Here is an 18,861-nt window from a genome sequence, read left to right on the forward strand (position 1 = left end):
CCAGGTGGCCACGGGTGACGGACACGGCCATCATGGGCCGCCGGAGCCGAGGACACGCTGAGGATCGCGCCTGGCCGAGGTGACGTGGAGGGTCCGCCACCCGGATGGCCGCTACGCCGCCCGGCCGGCCCAGAGGCCGTCCTCCGTCAGCCCCAGCAGCTCGATCGCGTTGCCGCGCACGATCCGCTCCACCACATCCGGCGCCAGGTGCCCCATCTGGGACTCTCCGACCTCCCGCGACTTCGGCCAGGTCGAGTCCGAGTGCGGGTAGTCCGTCTCGTACAGCACGTTCCCGACCCCGATCGCGTCCAGGTTCTTCAGCCCGAACGCGTCGTCGAAGAAACAGCCGTAGATGTGCTCGGCGAAGAGCTCGGACGGCGGGCGCAGCACCTTGTCGGCGACACCGCCCCAACCGCGGTTCTCCTCCCACACCACGTCCGCGCGCTCGAGGATGTACGGGATCCAGCCGATCTGGCCCTCCGCGTACATGATCTTCAGGTTCGGGAAGCGGTCGAACTTCCCGGACATCAGCCAGTCGACCATCGAGAAGCAGCAGTTGGCGAAGGTGATGGTGGAGCCGACCGCGGGGGGCGCGTCCGCCGAGGTCGACGGCATCTTGCTGGACGATCCGATGTGCATGGCGATGACCGTGCCCGTCTCGTCGCAGGCCCGCAGGAAGGGATCCCACGCGTCCGTGTGGACGGACGGAAGCCCCAGGTGCGGCGGGATCTCGCTGAAGCACACGGCCGGCACGCCGCGCGCCGCATTGCGCCGCACCTCCTCGGCCGCCAGCTCCGCGTCCCACAGCGGGATCAGGGTCAGCGGAATGAGCCGGCCCTGCGCCTGGGGGCCGCACCACTCCTCCACCATCCAGTCGTTGTAGGCGCGGATGCCCAGCAGGCCCAGCTCACGGTCCTTGGCCTCGGTGAAGGTCTGCCCGCAGAAGCGGGGGAAGGTGGGGAAGCAGAGCGCGGACTGGACGTGGTTGACGTCCATGTCGGCCAGCCGGTCCGGGACGGAATAGGACCCGGGACGCATCTGCTCGTAGGTGATTCCCTCAAGCTTGATGTCGTCCCTGGAGTACCCGACCGCCGTGTCGAGCCGGGTCAGCGGCCGGTGCAGGTCCTCGTACACCCACCAGTCGGCGATCGGGCCGTCGTCGCCGGGCGCGCCCATCTTCGGGGCGAACTTGCCGCCGATGAAGGTCATTTCCTTCAGGGGCGCCCGGACGATACGCGGTCCGACGTCGTGGTACTTCGACGGGAGCCGGTCCCGCCAGACGTTGGGGGGCTCGACCGTGTGGTCGTCCACCGAGATTATCTTCGGGAAGCTCTCCATGCCCGACACGGTAGCGCCGATCTGACGAACCGTCAGCAATTCTGCAGCGGCCCGCGCGGGCGTGCTCCCTTCCGGCGCTCCCCAGCGCCCCCTCATGCCTCGGCGCGCCCCCTTGCGCTCACCATGAAGAGGACGTGGAGACAACGGACTCCTACTGACGCAGCCGTCATGCACAAGGCAAACTGGCCTGTGCGAGAGGACAAATGAGATCTGGGGGAAGCGATGGGACAGGATCCGGCGGCCGGCTCGTGCCTGCGTTTCGCCGTACTCGGTCCCGTACGGGCGTGGCGCGGGGAGCAGCAGCTGGCGACCGGTTCACCGCAACAACGGGCCCTGCTGGCCGCCCTCCTGCTCCGCGGCGGCCGCACCGCCACCGCATCCGAGCTGGTCGACGCGCTGTGGGGCGAGGAGCCACCGGACGCCGCGGTGGCCGCCCTGCGGACGTACGCCTCCCGGCTGCGCAGGGCCTTCGGGCCCGACGCGGACGCCCTGGTCAGCGAGTCCGGCGGATACGCGATCCGGGTCACCGACGGCAGCCTCGACATCGCCCTCGCCGAGAGCTACGCGGCCCAGGCGGAGAAGGCCCGCGCCCACGGCGACCGCTCCGGCGCCCGCGGCCTGATCAACGACGCGCTGGCCCTCTGGGACGGCGAGCCGCTCGCCGGGCTGCCCGGCCCGTACGCCGATGCGCAGCGCACCCGCCTCGAGGAGTGGCGGCTCCAGCTCATCGAGACCCGGCTCGACATGGACCTCGAGGCCGGCTGCCACGCAGAGGCCGTCTCGGAGCTGACCGCCCTGACCGCCGCACACCCGCTGCGCGAACGGCTACGCGCGTTGCTGATGCTGGCGCTCTACCGCAGCGGGCGGCAGGCGGAGGCCCTGGCCGTGTACGCGGACACCCGGCGGCTGCTGGCCGACGAGCTGGGCGTCGATCCGTGCTCCGAACTTGCCGAGTTGCAGCAACGGATTCTGCGCGCGGACGCCGACCTGGCCGCCCCCGCCACCACGCCGGAGACCCGTTCGCCGGACTCCCCCACCTTCATCCGCCCCGCCCAGCTTCCCGCGACCGTCCCCGATTTCACGGGCCGGGTGACCTTCGTCGAGGAACTGAGCGAACAACTCGCCACCGCCGAGGGCCGCATCATGGCGGTCTCCGCCGTCGCGGGCATCGGCGGTGTCGGCAAGACCACGCTGGCCGTCCACGTCGCCCATGCCGCCCGCCGTCACTTCCCCGACGGCCAGCTCTACATCGACCTCCAAGGCACGGGTCCGGTTCCCGCCGAACCCGGGGCCGTGCTCGGCTCCTTCCTCCGCGCCCTCGGCGTCCCCGACTCCGCCATACCCGACGGCGTCGAGGAGCGCTCGGCGCTGTACCGGTCGACCCTGGACGGCCGCCGGGTGCTCGCCCTCCTGGACAACGCTCGCGATGCGGCGCAAGTACGCCCGCTGCTTCCGGGCACCGAAGGCTGCGCGGCCCTGGTCACCAGCCGCGCCCGCATGGTCGACCTGGCCGGAGCCCACCTCGTCGACCTGGACGTCATGAGCCCGGAGGAAGCGCTCGTCCTCTTCACCCGTATCGTCGGCGAAGATCGCGTGAACGCGGAGCGCGACGCAGCCATGGACGTGGTCGCGGCCTGCGGCTTCCTTCCGCTCGCCATCCGCATCGCGGCCTCCCGACTGGCCGCGCGCAGGACGTGGACAGTGTCCGTACTGGCGCGCAAGCTCGGTGACGAGCGACGTCGGCTGCACGAGCTACGGGCCGGCGACCTGGCGGTCGAAGCGACCTTCGAACTCGGATACGGGCAACTGGAACCTCGGCAGGCACGAGCCTTCCGGCTGCTGGGACTGGCGGACGGACCGGACATCTCCCTCGCCGCCGCCGCGGCCGTACTCGACATGGACCTCGAATCGACCGAGGAACTCCTCGAATCCCTCGTCGATACCAGCCTCCTGGAATCCGCCGCGCCGGGGCGCTACCGCTTCCACGACCTCGTACGCCTCTTCGCGCGTGCGTGTGCTGAAAGAGATGAACAGCCCCCAGCGGAGCGGGACGCGGCGATGTCCCGGCTGCTGGACTTCTACCTCGCCACTGCGGCGCGGGTCTACGCCATGGAGCGGCCGGGCGACCGGCTCGTCGACCATCTGGAGCCGACCGAGTACCCCGGACTCGACTTCCCGGACCGGGACAGCGCACTGGACTGGCTCTTCTCCGAGGCCAACTGCCTGCTCGCGTGCGCCCAGCAATCCGCAAGGGGCAGTACGCTGCGCCGCGCCGCGGACTTGCTGATGGCCGCGGCCGACCTCGCCGAATCCGGCGCCAACTCACGCCAGTACGAGATCACCGCCTCCGCCATCAGCGAGGCGGCGCATGAGCAGGAGGACTTCCGGGCGGAGGGACGCGCACGGACCTTTCTGGCCGATGTCCGCAGTCTGGCGGGGCGGTACGACCAGGCGGACGAGGAAGCCAAGCTCGCCCTGTTGCTGGGACTGGCCGCAGAGGACATCGTCCCAGCCTGCCGTGCCGTGAACCAGCGCGGCATCATAGCGGGCCTGCAGCAGCGTCTTGAGGAAGCGGAGGGATACCTCCTTCAGGCGATCGACGCCTTTCGTCGCGACGGCAACCTCCCTGGTGAAGCCAGTGCCTTGTGCAATCTGTCGCGCGTGCGTCTGGATATGAACCGCACTGCGAGTGCCGTCGAGCTCGCACAGCAAGGAGCGAAGATCTACGAAAGTCTGGGGCGCACGCTGCGCCTCGCCAACGGGAAATACGCACTCGGGCTGGCCCTCACCCAGGCCAGACGGCCTACCGAGGCGCTGGAACAGCTGACGGAGGCACTCTCCATCTTCCGCACCAGTCGGCAACCCCTGTGGGAGGGAATGGCCCACCAGCGGCTGGCGGAGGCCCATCTTCTGGCACACCGCCCGGCACAGGCCGCCGGGCACGCGGAACAGGCCCTCGCCCTGCGCGGCATCGGCGGTGAGTGGCGTCGCGCCATTGTGCTCACGGTGCTCGGCAAGGCACTGGCAGGGATCGGGCAGACCGACCGCGCCGCTGCCTGTTGGCGCGAAGCGCTCTCCCTTCACGAGCAGTTGGGGACGACGGCCGACGAAGTGAGAAGCCTGCTGTCGCCGGTCACCGCGGCATAGCGCCGACTTTTCCTCGTTCATCATTCGTTTATTGCCGCCCGGCACGCTGGGCAGAGTCGATCCGTCGCGTCGGGGGGCAGGCGGGTTGACGGATAGGCCGCGCCATAGGGTGATCGGCCCAGAGACGCCCGTCCGGCGGCCACGGGGGTGCTGCCGGGCGGGCTCTGCCAATGCCGCCAACCACAACTCAATGGAGTTGATCGCGATGAGCCAAGACAAGAAGCCCGAGTCCGACGCCTACCGGCCGCTGGACCAGCACATGCCTGCCCCGCCCGCACTCACCCCTGAAGACCAGCACATGCCCGCCCCGCCCGCACTCACCCCTGAAGACCAGCACATGCCCGCCCCGCCCGCACTCACCCCTGAAGACCAGCACATGCCCGCGCCACCCCCCGTCACCACCGAGGACCAGCACATGCCCGCCCCTCCCCCCATCACCTCGGACGACGCCAGGTAAGCACACGTCACATCAGCAGTTCAGCGAATGAGCCGCAGGGGCCGAGGTCGATGGCACGGAGGGGGAGTCATCGGCTTCGGTCCCTGCTCCTGCGTCCCACAGTTCACGTCCGTTGACGCCAAGGACCGGCATTCAGGCCGGACGCTGCGTGCTTCGACACCAGGTATCGCTGGTCGAACCAGCCTCGCCCCACGGAGATTGGGAATGATTCGAACCCAGAAGGCACTCGCCATATTCGCCATCGCCACTGCCTCGGCAGTCGGCGTTTCCTCCCCGGCGATGGCAGACCAGCACTTGCCGGGTATCGGCATCATGGCGCCGGGAGATCACTCAGGGGATGGCGGCATGACGACGCAGGACCAGCACCTGCCTGGAGATAACCCCAAGTAGACGGCAAGAGCCCGACGCGAACGCCTTAGCTCCCCGCACGCGAGCGCAGCTGGGTCTTGAGGACCTTGCCGCTCGCGTTGCGCGGGAGTTCGGCCACGAACTCGACCTCCCTCGGGACCTTGTAGTTGGCCATCTCCCGCCGCGACCACGCGATCAGGTCGTCCGCCGTCAGCGTCGCGCCGGCCCGCCGTACTGCGAACGCCTTGCCCACCTCGCCCAGTCGGGGATCGGGTACGCCCACCACCGCCACCTCCGCGACCTCTGGGTGACGGGCCATCAGCTGCTCTATCTCCGCCGGATAGGCGTTGAAGCCGCCGACGACGAACATGTCCTTGATCCGGTCGGTGATCCTCAGATTCCCCTCGGCGTCCATCACGCCGACGTCGCCCGTCCGCAGCCAGCCGTCCGGCGTGATCGCCTTCTTCGTCTCCTGCGGCTCCTCGAAGTAGCCGGACATCACGTGGTAGCCGCGGACCAGGACCTCACCCGGCCGGCCCGGCGGCAGTTCGTCGCCGGCCGGATCGACGACCTTGACCTCCGTGTCCGGAATCGCTCGCCCGGACGTGCCCGAGACGACCTCCGGCGGGTCGCCCCGACGGCACATCGTCACCGTCCCGCTCGCCTCCGTCAGGCCGTACGCCGTCAGCACGGTGGCGATCCTCAGTTCGCTGCGCAGTCGCTCGACCAGTTCCAGCGGCACCACCGCCGCGCCGGTCACCACCAGCCGTAGCGCGGACAGGTCGTGCTGGGCGCGCAACGGATGGTCGAGGATCGACTGGTGCAGCGTCGGCGGCCCCGGCAGCACGCTGATGTGTTCGGCCGCGATGTTGGCGAGCGCGGTGTCCACGTTGAACACCGGCTGCGGGATCATCGTCGCTCCGCGCATCAGACAGGCGATGATCCCGGCCTTGTATCCGAAGGTGTGGAAGAAGGGGTTCACGATCAGATAGCGGTCGCCCTCCTCCAGCCCGGCCAGATCGCTCCAGACGGCGTAGACCCTGAGGGTCTGGGCATGGGTGATGACCACGCCCTTCGGATGGCCGGTCGTGCCCGACGTGAAGGTGATGTCGGAGGGGGCGGAGGGCTGGATGGAGTCGGCCCGGGCGCGGACCGCCGAGGCGGGCACGGCGTCACCCGCCGCCAGGAAGTCCTTCCAGGTGTGGAAGTCGGCCGGAGCGTCCTCCGAGAGGACCACCACATCCCGGAGGTGGCGCAGGCCCGGGAGGGGCCTGTCGTCCAGACCTCCCTCGGTCCCCGGCGAATCCGTCCCCGCCGCCCGCCGCAGCGACGCGACGTATGACGTCCCGAGGAAGGTGCCCGTGACGAACAGCAGCTTCGCCCGCGTCCGTTCCAGTACGTATGCCGCTTCGGCGCCCTTGAAGCGGGTGTTCACCGGCACCAGCACACCGCCCGCCGTCACCGCACCGAGCGCGGAGACGATCCAGTCGAGCGTGTTCGGCGCCCACACCGCCACGCGGTCGCCCGGCTCCACGCCGTACGCCAGGCAGGCCGCGGCAGCCCGCTCTACGCGCTCGCCCAGCTCTCCGTAGGTGATCCGGGTGCGCCCGTCGACCACGGCCTCGCGGTCCCGATAGCGCTCCGCGGCCATCCGCACCAGCTCTGGAATGGTCTCGAACCCCACGGCGAGTTCGGGGGTCGGCACCCGAGAATCCGCTGTACCGCGCATCGTACAACCCTCCACCGTACTAGCTGACTGCCCGTCAGATTAGCGGTAGCCTTCCTCCGCTGTCAGCAGCACGGCAACCGACCACGGAGGTAGGCGATGGGGGCGGCGCTCAAAGACGCTACGGCAATCGTCGGCATTGGCCAGACCGCCTTCGCCAAACATCTCCCGGAGTCCGAGCGAACATTGGCCTGCCGCGCCGTGCTCGCCGCGCTCGACGACGCTGGCATCCCCCCGTCCGAGGTCGACGCCTTCGCCTCGTACACCATGGAGGAGACCGACGAGGTCGAGCTCGCCAAGGCCATCGGCGCGGGAGACGTGACCTTCTTCAGCAAGGTGGGGTACGGCGGCGGCGGATCGTGCGCGACCGTCGCCCACCTCGCGGCCGCCATCGCCACCGGGCAGGCGAACGTGGGAGTCGCCTGGCGGTCCCGCAAGCGCGGCAGCGGCCCCCGCCCCTGGCGGAACACCACCGCCCAGCTGCCCACCCCCGCCCAGTGGACCCGGCCGTTCGGACTCCTGCGCCCCGCCGACGAGATCGGCATGCTGGCGCGAAGATATATGCACGAGTACGGGGCGACGCGCGATCACTTCTTCAACGTCGCGCTGGCATGCCGGAACCGGGCGAATCAGAATCCCGCCGCGATGATGTACGAGCGGCCGCTGACCCGCGAGATGTACATGACCGCCCGGTGGATCAGCGAACCCCTCTGCCTCTTCGACAACTGCCTGGAGACGGACGGGGCGCTGGCGTGCGTCGTGGTCTCCGCCGAACGCGCCCGTGACTGCCGGCACCGGCCGGTCAGCATCCACGCCGCCGCCCAGGGGTTGCCCGCCCAGCACCACGGGATGGTCAACTACTGGAACGACGACCCGCTCACCGGCCCGGCCTGGACCGCCGCCCGCCATCTGTGGAAGGCCGCTGACTTCGGCCCGCACGACGTCGACGTGGCCCAGATCTACGACGCGTTCACCCCCCTCATCCCGCTCTCCCTGGAGGGCTACGGCTTCTGCGGGCGCGGTGAGGGCGCGGCCTTCACCGAGGGCGGGGCGCTCGAGATCGGCGGCCGGCTCCCGGTCAACACCTCCGGCGGCGGCCTCTCCGAGGCCTATGTCCACGGCTTCAACCTGATCACCGAGGGCGTCAAGCAACTCCGGGGCACCTCCACCGCTCAAGTCCCGGACGCCACCACCTGCCTGGTCACCGCAGGCGAGGGAGTCCCCACCTCCGCACTGCTGTTGAGGAGCTGACCCGCCGCTATGACGACATCCGCCGACGAGCTTCTGCTGCCCCTCGTCGATGAGGACGGCGCGCCCTTCTGGGAGTACGTGGCGCACGGCGAGCTGCGCATTCAAGCCTGTGCCGACTGCGGTCGGCTGCGCTTTCCACCCCGCCCCTGCTGCCCACACTGCCAGTCCTTCGGCAGCGAGTGGCGCAGGATGAGCGGCCGGGGGCGGATCTGGTCCTACGTCATCCCGCACCCGCCGCTGCTGCCCGCCTACGCCGCCCTGGCCCCGTACAACGCGATCGTCGTCGAGCTCGTCGAGGACCCGCTGATCCGGCTGGCCGGCAACGTCGTCTCCGCCGTGGACGCACCGCTGAACTCCGTCGATCCGGCCCGGCTCCGCATCGGGGCCCCCGTCAGGGTCGTCTTCACCCAGCTCACACCCGGCGTGACCGTGCCACGCTGGCTGCTGGAGCGGCCATGACCGTACGCGTCGAGGTCAAGGACGGCGTCGCGCTGGTCACCCTCGACCGGCCCGAGCGCCACAACGCCATCGATCTGCAGACCGCGGATCAACTCCGCGGCGCCTGGCGGGATTTCCGCACCTCGGACGAGGTGCGGGCGGTGGTCCTCACCGGCGCGGGCGAGCAGGCCTTCTGCACCGGCATCGACCGGTCCGTCGACGTCCCCCAGCCCTCCAGTCCGTACTCGATCGACGATCCGCTGCTCGACGTCGGCCCGAAGGCGGCCGACCTCTGGAAGCCGGTCATCGCCGCGGTCAACGGGATGGCCTGCGGCGGCGCTTTCTACCTGCTCGGCGAGAGCGAGTTCCTCATCGCCTCGGCCTCCGCGACCTTCTTCGATCCGCACACCACCTACGGCATGGTCAGCGCGTACGAGGCGATCGGCATGGCCCAGCGGATGCCGTTCGGCGAGGTGGCACGGATGTCGCTGATGGGTACGGCGGAGCGGCTGTCGGCCGTCCGTGCCCACGAGATCGGGCTCGTCTCCGAGGTCGTCGCGGCGCCCGACCTGCTGGACACGGCCCTGAAGGCGGCCGCGGTCGTCGCGTCGTACCCGACCGAGGCAGTGCAAGGGACGGTACGGGCCGTGTGGTCGGCGCGGGAGGCGGCGCGGGCCCAGGCGCTCGCGGGCGCGCCGCACCTCATCGCGCTCGGGAACCTGCCGCCGGAGCGGCAGAGCGAGCTGTTCACCGCGCGCGGCCGCGAGTTCCGGACCCGGTGAGGCGACGGCCTGGCCGCCGCCCCGTCCCATCAAGCCGGTGCGCGGGTTCGCGGTCCCCGGCCCACGGCCTACGGGTGGGCCGGGGACGACGGGGAGCGGACCAGGCCCGTGCCCTTAAGGGCGTCGAGGGCGTAGACGCACCGGTCCTTGCTGCAGGCGTAGACCACCCCACCGGCCACGACCGGTGAGCCCGTGATCTCCCCGCCGGTCGCCAGCTTCCAGCGCAGCTGACCGCCGCCCGCGTCCAGGGTGTAGAGGCAGTGGTCCGCAGAACCGAAGTGGACCCGGCCGTCGGCGACGACCGGGGCGCCGATCACCTCGCCCTGGGCGGCGAAACGCCACTTCGGGGCGCCGGTGACCGCGTCGAGCGTATAGAGAGCGCTGCCGCTGCCCACATGCACCGAACCGGCCGCGACCAGCACCGGTTCGATCGACTGGCGGGTCTCGGTCGCGATCCGCCACCGCTCGCGGCCGTCCGCGGCGTCCAGCGCATACACCGTGCCCAGGTAGTCGGCGATGTAGACGCCACCACCGGTGACGGCGGGCCCCGGCGCGTACGCGGGGGCGCACAGGAAGGCCGCGGGCGCCTCGAAGCGCCATCGCACGTCCCCACGCGCCACATCGATGGCCAGTACCCGCGTGCCCGCGGCGACGTACACCACCCCGTCAGGCGCGTGCAGCAGCCGCAGGGGCACCCCGCCGCAGGAGGCCGCGTCGCCGACCGGATGGGACCACCGCTCCATGCCCGTCCGGGCCTCGAGCGCCCGGAGCCGCCCGCCGGACCACACGTACACCGTGCCGTCCTGGACGACCGGTCCTGCGTCGGGCGTCTCGAAGTCGGCCTGGGCACCGGACAGTTCCCACAGCTGCTCGCCGTTGGCGGCCTCCCAGGCCTGGACGCCGCCACCGCGGGTCCCCGTGACGACCGTGCCGCGGTCGACCCGCAGCGCATAGACCCAGCCGTCGGTGCCCAGCCGCCACCGCTCGGTGCCGTCGGCGGCGTCCAGCGCGTACAACGAGGGCCCGTCCGAGGCGTGGATACGGCCGTCGGCGACTGCCATGGACCACGCCACGTCGCGGGTCTTGAACTGCCGCCGCCCGGTGGCCACATCGAGTGCGTGCACCTCGAAGGAGGTGACGTACAGCAGATCTCCGTCGACGGCCGGGGTCCCCCAGACGTCGTTGGACATACGGAACCGCCAGGGCCGCCAGCGTCCCGGCGCGCCGTGCTCACCTGGGGGCCCTCCCCCTGGGGGCACCTCCCGGGCCGCTAGGCCCAGGGGGACTACCGCCGGGGGTACCCCCACCCGGACGGAGTCCGGAGGAGGCTTGGCCGGCGGCTCAGCGGGGGCCGGTACGCCCGCGGGTGCCGCCGCGGGCGGGAGATGGCCGTCGGCCGCCGGGGACGGCCCCGGAACGGCCGCGAACGCACCGTCATGACCACCAGCGCCCCTTGGGCCAGGGGCCGCACCACCCGGTGGCCGCACCCACCCCGTGGCGGACCCTGCAGCGGGCCGTGCCGCCGGCTCACGCCCGTCGACCGCCCGCGGTCCCGGCCCTATGGCCACGCGCGAGCCGGGCAGCCGCACGGCGCCGGCACCATCCGCGGCACCATCCGCGGCACCACCGGCGGGCCCGGCCTGCGGACCGCCGTCCGGTCCAGATCTCGGCTCCAGATCCGGCTCCGGGGCGTACGGCGGTGGCGGGGGTGGCGCGGAAGCCGCGGGCGCGCGCCTCTTGCCGCCACCGCTCGCGCCGCGTGGGCCGGCTGCCGGGGCGGCTGCCGCCGCTCCGGCCGCGGCGGACGCCTTCCGCCCGCCGCCCCGCCGCTGCTCGATCATCGAGACGGCACGCCCCGGCAGCCACGCCGACGCCGTACCGCTGTCGTCTCCGCCGGCGGCGAACAGATGCGGTGCCAGCTGCGACTGCAGGTCCGCCGGGCTCGGCCGGTGCTCCGCCGACATCTGCATGCAGGACTCGATGAGCGGGCGCAGTTCGTCGGGCATCCCTGCCAGGTCGGGCCCCTCCCGGAGCAGCATGAAGACCGTCTCGACGGGGTTCGCACCGTGAAAGGGGGCGTGCCCCGTCGCCGCGAACACCAGCGTCGAGCCCAGCGAGAAGATGTCGCTGGCGCCCGTCACGCTCCTGGAGTCCCGCGCCTGCTCGGGCGACATGTACGCGGGCGTACCGACGGCCACGTTCGTCATCGTGAGCCGGGTGTTGGAGACGCCGCTCGCGATGCCGAAGTCGATGACCCGGGGACCGTCCTCGACGACGAGCACATTCGACGGCTTCAGGTCGCGGTGGACCAGACCGGCCCCGTGGATGGACTGCAGCGCCTCGGCGACACCGGCCGCCAGCCACCGGACGGCCTGCGCCGGCAGGGGTCCGCACTCATTGACTATTTCCTCGAGGGAGGGCGCCGGGACGTACGCGGTCGCGAGCCACGGCACCGCGGCCCGCGGGTCGGCGTCCACCACGGCGGCCGTGTAGAAGCCGCTGACCGCGCGGGCCGCCTCCACCTCGCGCGTGAAGCGGACTCGGAACAGCTGGTCCTCGGCGAGCTCGGTCCGCACCGTCTTGATCGCAACCCGCCGGCCGGACGCCGAGCGGGCGAGATAGACCAGCCCCATGCCGCCGGCACCGAGTCGGCCGAGCACCTCGAACGGCCCGATCCGCCTCGGGTCGTGCTGCGTCAGCTGCTCCACCACTTGCCTGCCACCTCCCCGTGGGGGCTTGAAGGTCTTCAGCCCCGTGCAGCGTCTCACCGAGAACCGTCCCGGGGTACGCAACCTGATTCTTCCTGGCGAACGCGGTGGTTGCGAACCCGGGGGCGAATCGGGGTGTCTCCCCCGACAAATGCCCCCATATGGTCAATCGGGGCACTGTTACCGCTGGTTACCGACGCGGCGGCTGGCGCGAGACCATCCCGGCCGCTCCGGGGTCGCCGAGAGGCTATCGGCTCCCCAGGGAGAGGTCGATGACTGCGAAGCTCGCTCCCTGGTTGTCCACCAGCACCGCGAACCTGCCGTACGGCGTGTCCTCGGGGTCGAGGATCACGCGGCCGCCGAGCCGGGCAGCCGTCGCAGTCGCCGCGTCGCAGTCCTCGACCGCGAAGTAGACAAGGAAGTGCGCGGGCATCTCGGCCGGGAAGCGGCTGTCGATCACTCCGCGCCCGGCCACCGCGTCCGCCACGCCCGGCGGCCTGCCCTCCGGCGACCAGACCGCGAAGTCCGTTCCGTTGCTCGTCTCCACGGGCTGCGTGGTGAATCCGAAGACGTCCTCATAGAAGGGGTCCACCCGTTGCGCGTCGCGGGTGTAGACATCGGTCCACGCATACGAGCCGGGCCCGCCCCGCTTCTCGAAGCCGGCGTGCGTACCGGCCTGCCACAGACCGAAGACCGCGCCGCCGGGGTCGACGACCATCGCCATCGTCCCGAAGTCGCCGATCGCCCTGGGATTCATGATCACTTGACCGCCGGCCGCGCGGACCCGCTCGATGGTCGCGACGATGTCCCGGGCGGCGACATAGACGTTCCACACCGTGGGCATCCGGCCGTCCGGCTTGTGAACGAGCGCCGCGACGCCTCGACTGTCGTGGAAAGCCCAGGTGTAGCTGCCGAGGTCCGCCGCACCCTCCTGGAACGTCCAGCCGAACAGCTCACCGTAGAAGCGCTTGCCCGCATGGACGTCCGGCAGCATCGCGTCGGCCCAGCAGGGCACGCCCTCTTCGAATGCGACCATGGCTGACGGAGTCCTCCCATACGCGCAGGAACGCGGACGGACGCACAGGGTGCCGCAGTCGCCACGCTAGTCGCATGCCGCGGATCGCGCCCGACAAGCCCTGGCCCCCACGCGGCGGGGCCGGGCTGTCGACGGAGAGACGGCGGGACGGAGGGACTAGACGGGTGCCTCACCCACCGTCGTGTGCGGGTCGATCACGGAGAAGGACGCGCCCTGCTGGTCGTAGACGATCGCGAAGCGCCCGTACGGGCTGTCCTGCGGGCCCATGCGGACCTCGCCCTTCAGCCTCCGGACCGTCGCCACCGCGTCGTCGCAGTCGGAGACCACGAAGTAGACCATCACCTGAGGTTTGATCTCGGCCGGGGTCGCCTCCGGGAGCTTGAACCGCCCGGCCACGGGCTTGCCGTCCACTTTCCAGATGTTGAGGTCGACGGTCTCGTCGCGGATCGACTGCACCTCGTAGGGGAAGACGGCCGGATAGAACGCGTCGACGCGCTCGGTCTCACGGACGCAGACCTCCGCCCAGCCGAACGAATTCGGCTCGTACTTCTTCTCAAAGCCCTTGTGGCTGCCGGCCTGCCAGACGCCGAAGATCGCCCCGCCGGGGTCCTTGGCCATCAGCATGCTGCCGAAGACATCGACCTTCATGGGGCCCATCAGCGTGACGCCGCCGTGCCGACGGATCTTCTCGGCGGTCTGCTGGACGTCGGGCGACGCGAAGTACAGGCTCCACGCCGGGGGCACGTCCTCCTGGCCCTCCATCGTCGGGGCCAGGGCACACACATTCTTCCCCTCAGAAAACGCCTGCGTGTAGTAGCCGAAGTCCGCCTCGCCCTCCTGGAAGGTCCAGCCGAAGAGTTCACCGTAGAAGTGCTTGCCCGCCTCCAGGTCGGGGAGCAAGACGTCCACCCAACAGGGGGCGCCTTCCGGGACCGCAGCCATGGCCTGCTTCCTCCGCTAGAAGCCACTGGGAGAATGCCTCCCTTGGCACGCTATCCGCTGGTTCCCGACCCCGCCTGTTGTCCACGAAAGTTGTCCACAGCCTGTTGATAACAGGATTCATTCGTCCGGGTCACAGGAGTGGCGGACCGGTGGCGGACGCGGTCGGGAGCGGCTACGGGCGACTTGCGGGCGGTTCCGGCCGGCGGTCCGGCGGCGGCACTCCAACGAGGTTCCGCATCACGTTCCGTAGTGAACGAGCCACGATACGGAGCAGTTCGCCAACTCGTGCGGCTCTTGTGACATGGGTGTTGAGCTGCGGTTCAGGAGGCGAGGTCGCTCTTCCCCATTTGCAGGCTGCCAAATCGCGATCCGATCACCCCTCGGTAAGCTGACGGCATGACAGGACAAGTGCGAACCGTCGATGGCCGGGTGGCCGGGCGCCGCGGGCAGGCCACGCGGCAGAAGCTGCTCGACTGCCTCAGCGAGATGCTCAGCAGCTCGCCGTATCGCGACGTCAAGGTCATTGATGTCGCCCGCAAGGCGGGGACCTCCCCCGCGACGTTCTACCAGTACTTCCCGGATGTCGAGGGCGCCGTTCTCGAGATCGCCGAGGAGATGGCCAAGGAGGGCGCGAGTCTGACCGAACTGGTCGCAGGTCGCTCCTGGGTCGGCAAGTCCGGCTGGCAGACGGCCGAGGAGCTCGTGGACGGCTTCCTCTCCTTCTGGCGCAGGAACGACGCCATCCTGCGTGTCGTGGACCTCGGGGCGGCGGAAGGGGACAAGCGGTTCTACAAGATCCGCATGAAGATCCTGAACGCCGTCACCAACTCCCTGACGGATTCCGTCGAGGAGCTCCAGTCGAAGGGCAAGGTCGACAAGGACGTGAGTCCGGCGGCTGTCGCCGGTTCCCTGGTCGCCATGCTCGCGGCGGTGGCCTCGCACCAGAAGGGCTTCCAGAGCTGGGGTGTCAAGCAGACCGAGCTGAAGCCGAACTTGGCGCTGGTGGTGCACCTGGGCATCACCGGCAAGAAGCCGCCGAAGTAAGCGCTCCGCGCTCACTTCGCCGTGCGTGGAGGGGTTAATTCGCGCCCGAAGCCACGCGCCCCGCACGACTACCGCCCTGCGGCACACTCCCGGCGCTGCGCGCCGCCTCCTGCAAGTCCTGTCATCGCGGGTGAAACCTGTCATCGCTGCGGCGGATCGCTCCCCACCCGAGCGGTCCGCCGCAGCGCACTGCACGGCCCTTCCCATGCCGCGGCCATCCTGCCTCCGCCCCCGCCGGCATTCCGCGCGCCCCGACCGAGGCCCGTGCCCGATCCGCGGCGCCTTCCGCCCCGGCCAACACCCGCCAGGACACAACGTTCACGGACAACACCCGGGAAGCCACCAGCCCGCCCAGCGGGCGAGCTCACACCCGGCCCTCACTTCGATGAGGCGCGGTGGGCGGGCGGTCGGCGATGTGGTCGTGGCGGCCGGACCGGCGAGGTCAGTCGCGGCGGGTGAGGCGGAAGAGGCGGATGGGGCGCCGCACACGCGCTTGGTACGTCGCGTACGGCGGCCAGAACGCGAGGACCTCCGCCCACACCCGGTCTCGCTCCGCGCCCTCGAGGAGCCGCGCCCGGACAGGGATGTCGCGGCCCTTCCAGCTGATGGTCGCCTCCGGATGGGCGAGGAGGTTCGCGGTCCAGGAAGGGTGTTCCGTACGGCCGAAGTTGCTGCCGATGAGGATGAACGTGCCGCCCGCCTCCGGCATGCAGGCCAGCGGGGTGCGCCTCGGCAGCCCGCTCTTCGCGCCCGTCGCCGTCAGCACCACCCCGGGCAGCATCCGCGCGCTGAGCAGCACCTTGCCGCGCGTCAACCGGTGGACGGCCCGGTCCATCGCCGGGATCACATGCGGCGCCAGCGTCGCGAACGTCCGCGTCGACGACAGCCGCTGAACGATCCGTACTCCCGCAGGGGTCGGCGCGGGCATCAGACCGTCACCGTCGCCCGCGCCTCGTCGCCGCCGCGGAACAGGCCGGCCTGCTCCGCCGCATGCGCCCGCAGCCGGTGCACCGGTCCGAAGAGCACTTCGTCCGAGGCCGCTCGCTTGAAGTAGAGGTGAGCGTCGTGCTCCCACGTGAAGCCGATGCCGCCGTGCAGCTGGATCGCCTCGCCCGCCACCGTGCGCAGTACCTCCAGCGCCTGGGCCAGCGCCAGACCGCCGATGGGGGCACTCCCCCAGCCACCTCCCCCTGGGGGCACCTCCCGGGCCGTTAGGCCCAGGGGGACGACCGCTGGGAGGTGCCCCCGGGGTGTACCCCCACCCAGGCGAAGCTCTGGGGGAGGATCGCCTTCCCCGGAGCCTGCCGCCCATGCCGCGTAGTACGCCGCCGACCGCGCCGCCTGGATGCCCACGTAGAGGTCGGCCAGTCGGTGCTTGACCGCCTGGAACGATCCGATCGGGCGGCCGAACTGCTCGCGCTCCCGCACGTACTCCAGGGTCCGGGCGAACGCCGCGTCCGCCGCCCCGACCGCCTCCGCGGCCAGCGCCGGGGCCACCGTGCAGCCCAGCCGGGCCAGCGCACCTGCCTCTTTCGCGCCCTCCGTCGCACCCAGTGCCGCGCCCTCGTCACCCAGCAACTGTGCTGAAACATCGCGCAGTTGGATGCCGGCCTGAGGCCGCGTCTCGTCCAGCGCGGTTCGCCGCGTCCGGACCAGCCCGGCGGCTCCGGCCTCGGCGTCCACGAGGAACAGCAGGGTGCGGCTGCGCGCGTATCCGCCCGTGTGGGCGGCCACCAGCAGCAGCCCCGCACTGTGCCCGTCGAGCACCTGGTCGGCCTGCCCGTACAACCGCCAGCCGTCGGCCACCCGCCGGGCCTGGATGCCTCCGGCCCGCCCGCCGCCCGCCCAGGTGCCACCGCCGCCGCGACCGCCGTCGGGGTCGCCGCCGTCGTCGCCGGTCAGCCCGAGGGCCTGAGGGAGTACGCCGTCGGCCACGGCGAGCGTGGCCGTCAGCTCGCCGTCCGCAATGCGCGGCAGCAGCCGGGCCCGCTGCTCCGGCGTGCCGAGCTCAGTGATCAGCGGCGCGGCGAGCAGGGCGCTGCCGAGCAGTGGTGAGGGCAGCAGCACGCGCCCGGTCTCCTCGCAGGCGAGCGCTGCCTCGGCGGGTCCGCAGCCCACGCCGCCATACTGGACGGGGAGCGCCAGCCCGGGGAGCCCGAGCTGCTCGGCGAGCTGCTGCCACAGCGTCTCGTCCCAGCCCCGCGGGGTGCGCGCCGCCGCCTTCACCTCGTCGGGGCCGCACCGCTTGTGCAGCAGTTCGCGCAGCGTGCGGCGGATCTCGTCCTGTTCCGCGGTGAAGGCGGCATCCATCGGCAGGCTCCTCCCGATCTGACGACTCGTCATATTAGGCGCCCGGAGAGGGAATGCCCAGAGCTGCCGAGCCCCAGGCTCCCGGGCTCCCACCAACCTCGATATCTGATGTACCGTCAGTTTCATGCCCCATGCGATATCCGCTGCCACCCGCAAGGTTGCCGTCCTCGGCGTCGCCCTCTCGGACTGCGGCCGCACCGACGGGCTGACGCCGTACGCCCTCCACGCCCAGGCCGCCCGCCGGGCGCTCGCCGACTCCGGGCTGGACAAGTCGGTCGTCGACGGCCTCGCCTCGGCCGGGCTCGGCACCCTGGCGCCGGTCGAGGTCGCCGAGTACCTGGGACTGCACCCCACTTGGACCGACTCCACCTCGGTCGGCGGCTCGACCTGGGAGGTCATGGCGGCGCACGCGGTGGACGCCATCGCCGCCGGGCACGCGAACGCCGTCCTCCTCGTCTACGGATCGACGGCCCGCGCCGACCTCAAGGCCAACCGACGCACCGCGAACCTCTCCTTCGGCGGCCGCGGCCCGCTCCAGTTCGAGGTCCCGTACGGACACACGCTCGTCGCCAAGTACGCGATGGCCGCCCGCCGCCATATGCACGAGTACGGCACGTCGGCGGAGCAGCTCGCCGAGGTCGCCGTGCAGGCGCGGGCCAACGCCGTTCGCAACCCCGACGCGATGTACCGGACGCCGATCACGGTCGAGGACGTCCTCTCCGGCCCGCTGATCGCCGACCCGTTCACCAAGCTGCACTGCTGCATCCGGTCGGACGGCGGCTGCGCGGTCCTGCTGGCGGCGGAGGAGTACGTGGCGGACGCGGCGAAGGCCCCGGTGTGGGTACTGGGCTCGGGCACCGCGATCTCGCACGCCTCGATGTCGGAGTGGCCGGACTTCACGGTCTCACCGGCCGCGGTCTCGGGCCGGCTCGCCTTCGAACGCGCCGGTGTCCGGCCCGAGGAGATCGACCTCGCCGAGATCTACGACGCCTTCACCTACATGACCTTGGTGACCCTCGAAGACCTGGGCTTCTGCGCCAAAGGCGAGGGCGGGGCGTTCGTCGAGAAGGGGCGGCTGCTGCGCGACGGCGAGCTGCCGGTCAACACGGACGGCGGTGGGCTCTCCGCCTGCCACCCGGGGATGCGGGGACTCTTCCTGCTCGTGGAGGCGGTACGGCAGTTGCGCGGCGAGGCGGGCGACCGGCAGGTGCGGAGGTCCGGGGGGCGGCTGCCGGAGCTGGCAGTGGCTTCGGGTACGGGCGGCTGGTTCTGCTCGTCGGGGACGGTGGTGCTGGGTCGCGGCTGAGCCCACCGGGGCCGTGTGGTGGGTCGCG

The 18,861-nt window shown here is 71.1% G+C and carries 15 protein-coding genes; 8 read left to right on the forward strand and 7 right to left on the reverse strand.

Translation table 11 applies throughout. The features are described from left to right. Nucleotides 1-111: 111 nt before the first annotated feature. Complete coding sequence (locus tag ACTWQI_RS25270) at nucleotides 112-1,338, reverse strand: amidohydrolase family protein (RefSeq protein ID WP_443274033.1); 1,227 nt, start codon at nucleotides 1,336-1,338, stop codon at nucleotides 112-114. Nucleotides 1,339-1,560: 222 nt separating this feature from the next. On the opposite strand from ACTWQI_RS25270, the gene ACTWQI_RS25275 reads away from it, so the two are divergent. The 3 genes from ACTWQI_RS25275 (at nucleotide 1,561) to ACTWQI_RS25285 (ending at nucleotide 5,332) form a co-directional block, all read left to right on the forward strand. Continuing rightward, complete coding sequence (locus tag ACTWQI_RS25275; protein WP_443274034.1) at nucleotides 1,561-4,485, forward strand: BTAD domain-containing putative transcriptional regulator; 2,925 nt, start codon at nucleotides 1,561-1,563, stop codon at nucleotides 4,483-4,485. Nucleotides 4,486-4,690: 205 nt separating this feature from the next. After that, nucleotides 4,691-4,942, forward strand: a complete 252-nt coding sequence (locus tag ACTWQI_RS25280; protein ID WP_443274035.1) for a hypothetical protein — start codon at nucleotides 4,691-4,693, stop codon at nucleotides 4,940-4,942. A gap of 204 nt (nucleotides 4,943-5,146) precedes the next feature. Further along, nucleotides 5,147-5,332 (forward strand): hypothetical protein, encoded by a 186-nt coding sequence (locus ACTWQI_RS25285; protein WP_443274036.1) that lies wholly within the window; start codon nucleotides 5,147-5,149, stop codon nucleotides 5,330-5,332. Nucleotides 5,333-5,357: 25 nt separating this feature from the next. On the opposite strand, the gene ACTWQI_RS25290 is transcribed toward ACTWQI_RS25285, so the two are convergent. Next, a complete protein-coding gene (locus ACTWQI_RS25290; RefSeq protein ID WP_443274037.1) occupies nucleotides 5,358-7,019 on the reverse strand; it encodes a FadD3 family acyl-CoA ligase in 1,662 nt (553 codons plus the stop codon). 96 nt (nucleotides 7,020-7,115) lie between these two features. Between ACTWQI_RS25290 and ACTWQI_RS25295 the strand changes: the two genes are divergently transcribed. The 3 genes from ACTWQI_RS25295 to ACTWQI_RS25305 are packed head-to-tail and all read left to right on the forward strand — an operon-like array spanning nucleotide 7,116 to nucleotide 9,487. Further along, nucleotides 7,116-8,267: a lipid-transfer protein gene (locus tag ACTWQI_RS25295; protein WP_443274038.1), complete on the forward strand. Its 1,152-nt coding sequence runs from the start codon at nucleotides 7,116-7,118 to the stop codon at nucleotides 8,265-8,267. A 9-nt stretch (nucleotides 8,268-8,276) separates the two neighbouring features. Further along, nucleotides 8,277-8,726, forward strand: a complete 450-nt coding sequence (locus tag ACTWQI_RS25300; protein ID WP_443274039.1) for a Zn-ribbon domain-containing OB-fold protein — start codon at nucleotides 8,277-8,279, stop codon at nucleotides 8,724-8,726. Beyond that, nucleotides 8,723-9,487, forward strand: a complete 765-nt coding sequence (locus ACTWQI_RS25305; protein WP_443274040.1) for an enoyl-CoA hydratase/isomerase family protein — start codon at nucleotides 8,723-8,725, stop codon at nucleotides 9,485-9,487. Before ACTWQI_RS25300 ends, ACTWQI_RS25305 begins: the two co-directional genes overlap by 4 nt. 68 nt (nucleotides 9,488-9,555) lie before the next feature. On the opposite strand, the gene ACTWQI_RS25310 is transcribed toward ACTWQI_RS25305, so the two are convergent. The 3 genes from ACTWQI_RS25310 to ACTWQI_RS25320 form a co-directional block, all read right to left on the reverse strand. Beyond that, entirely contained in the window at nucleotides 9,556-12,198 is a 2,643-nt protein-coding gene (locus ACTWQI_RS25310) for an outer membrane protein assembly factor BamB family protein (RefSeq protein ID WP_443274041.1), read from the reverse strand. Between the two features lie 244 nt (nucleotides 12,199-12,442). Continuing rightward, nucleotides 12,443-13,231: a VOC family protein gene (locus ACTWQI_RS25315; RefSeq protein ID WP_443274042.1), complete on the reverse strand. Its 789-nt coding sequence runs from the start codon at nucleotides 13,229-13,231 to the stop codon at nucleotides 12,443-12,445. A gap of 156 nt (nucleotides 13,232-13,387) precedes the next feature. Beyond that, complete coding sequence (locus ACTWQI_RS25320) at nucleotides 13,388-14,173, reverse strand: VOC family protein (RefSeq protein WP_443274043.1); 786 nt, start codon at nucleotides 14,171-14,173, stop codon at nucleotides 13,388-13,390. A 396-nt stretch (nucleotides 14,174-14,569) separates the two neighbouring features. On the opposite strand from ACTWQI_RS25320, the gene ACTWQI_RS25325 reads away from it, so the two are divergent. Next, entirely contained in the window at nucleotides 14,570-15,217 is a 648-nt protein-coding gene (locus tag ACTWQI_RS25325; RefSeq protein WP_443274044.1) for a TetR family transcriptional regulator, read from the forward strand. A 442-nt stretch (nucleotides 15,218-15,659) separates the two neighbouring features. On the opposite strand, the gene ACTWQI_RS25330 is transcribed toward ACTWQI_RS25325, so the two are convergent. After that, the gene (locus tag ACTWQI_RS25330; RefSeq protein ID WP_443274045.1) at nucleotides 15,660-16,145 is read right to left on the reverse strand and encodes a nitroreductase family deazaflavin-dependent oxidoreductase; all 486 of its coding nucleotides are present in this window, start codon (nucleotides 16,143-16,145) and stop codon (nucleotides 15,660-15,662) included. Then, nucleotides 16,145-17,527: an acyl-CoA dehydrogenase family protein gene (locus ACTWQI_RS25335; protein WP_443274046.1), complete on the reverse strand. Its 1,383-nt coding sequence runs from the start codon at nucleotides 17,525-17,527 to the stop codon at nucleotides 16,145-16,147. The genes ACTWQI_RS25330 and ACTWQI_RS25335 overlap by 1 nt, the downstream gene beginning before the upstream one ends. A 124-nt stretch (nucleotides 17,528-17,651) precedes the next feature. On the opposite strand from ACTWQI_RS25335, the gene ACTWQI_RS25340 reads away from it, so the two are divergent. After that, a complete protein-coding gene (locus ACTWQI_RS25340) occupies nucleotides 17,652-18,833 on the forward strand; it encodes a thiolase C-terminal domain-containing protein (protein WP_443274047.1) in 1,182 nt (393 codons plus the stop codon). Nucleotides 18,834-18,861 lie beyond the last annotated feature (28 nt).

The organism is Streptomyces sp. KR80, assembly GCF_052245555.1.
Lineage (GTDB): Bacteria > Actinomycetota > Actinomycetes > Streptomycetales > Streptomycetaceae > Streptomyces.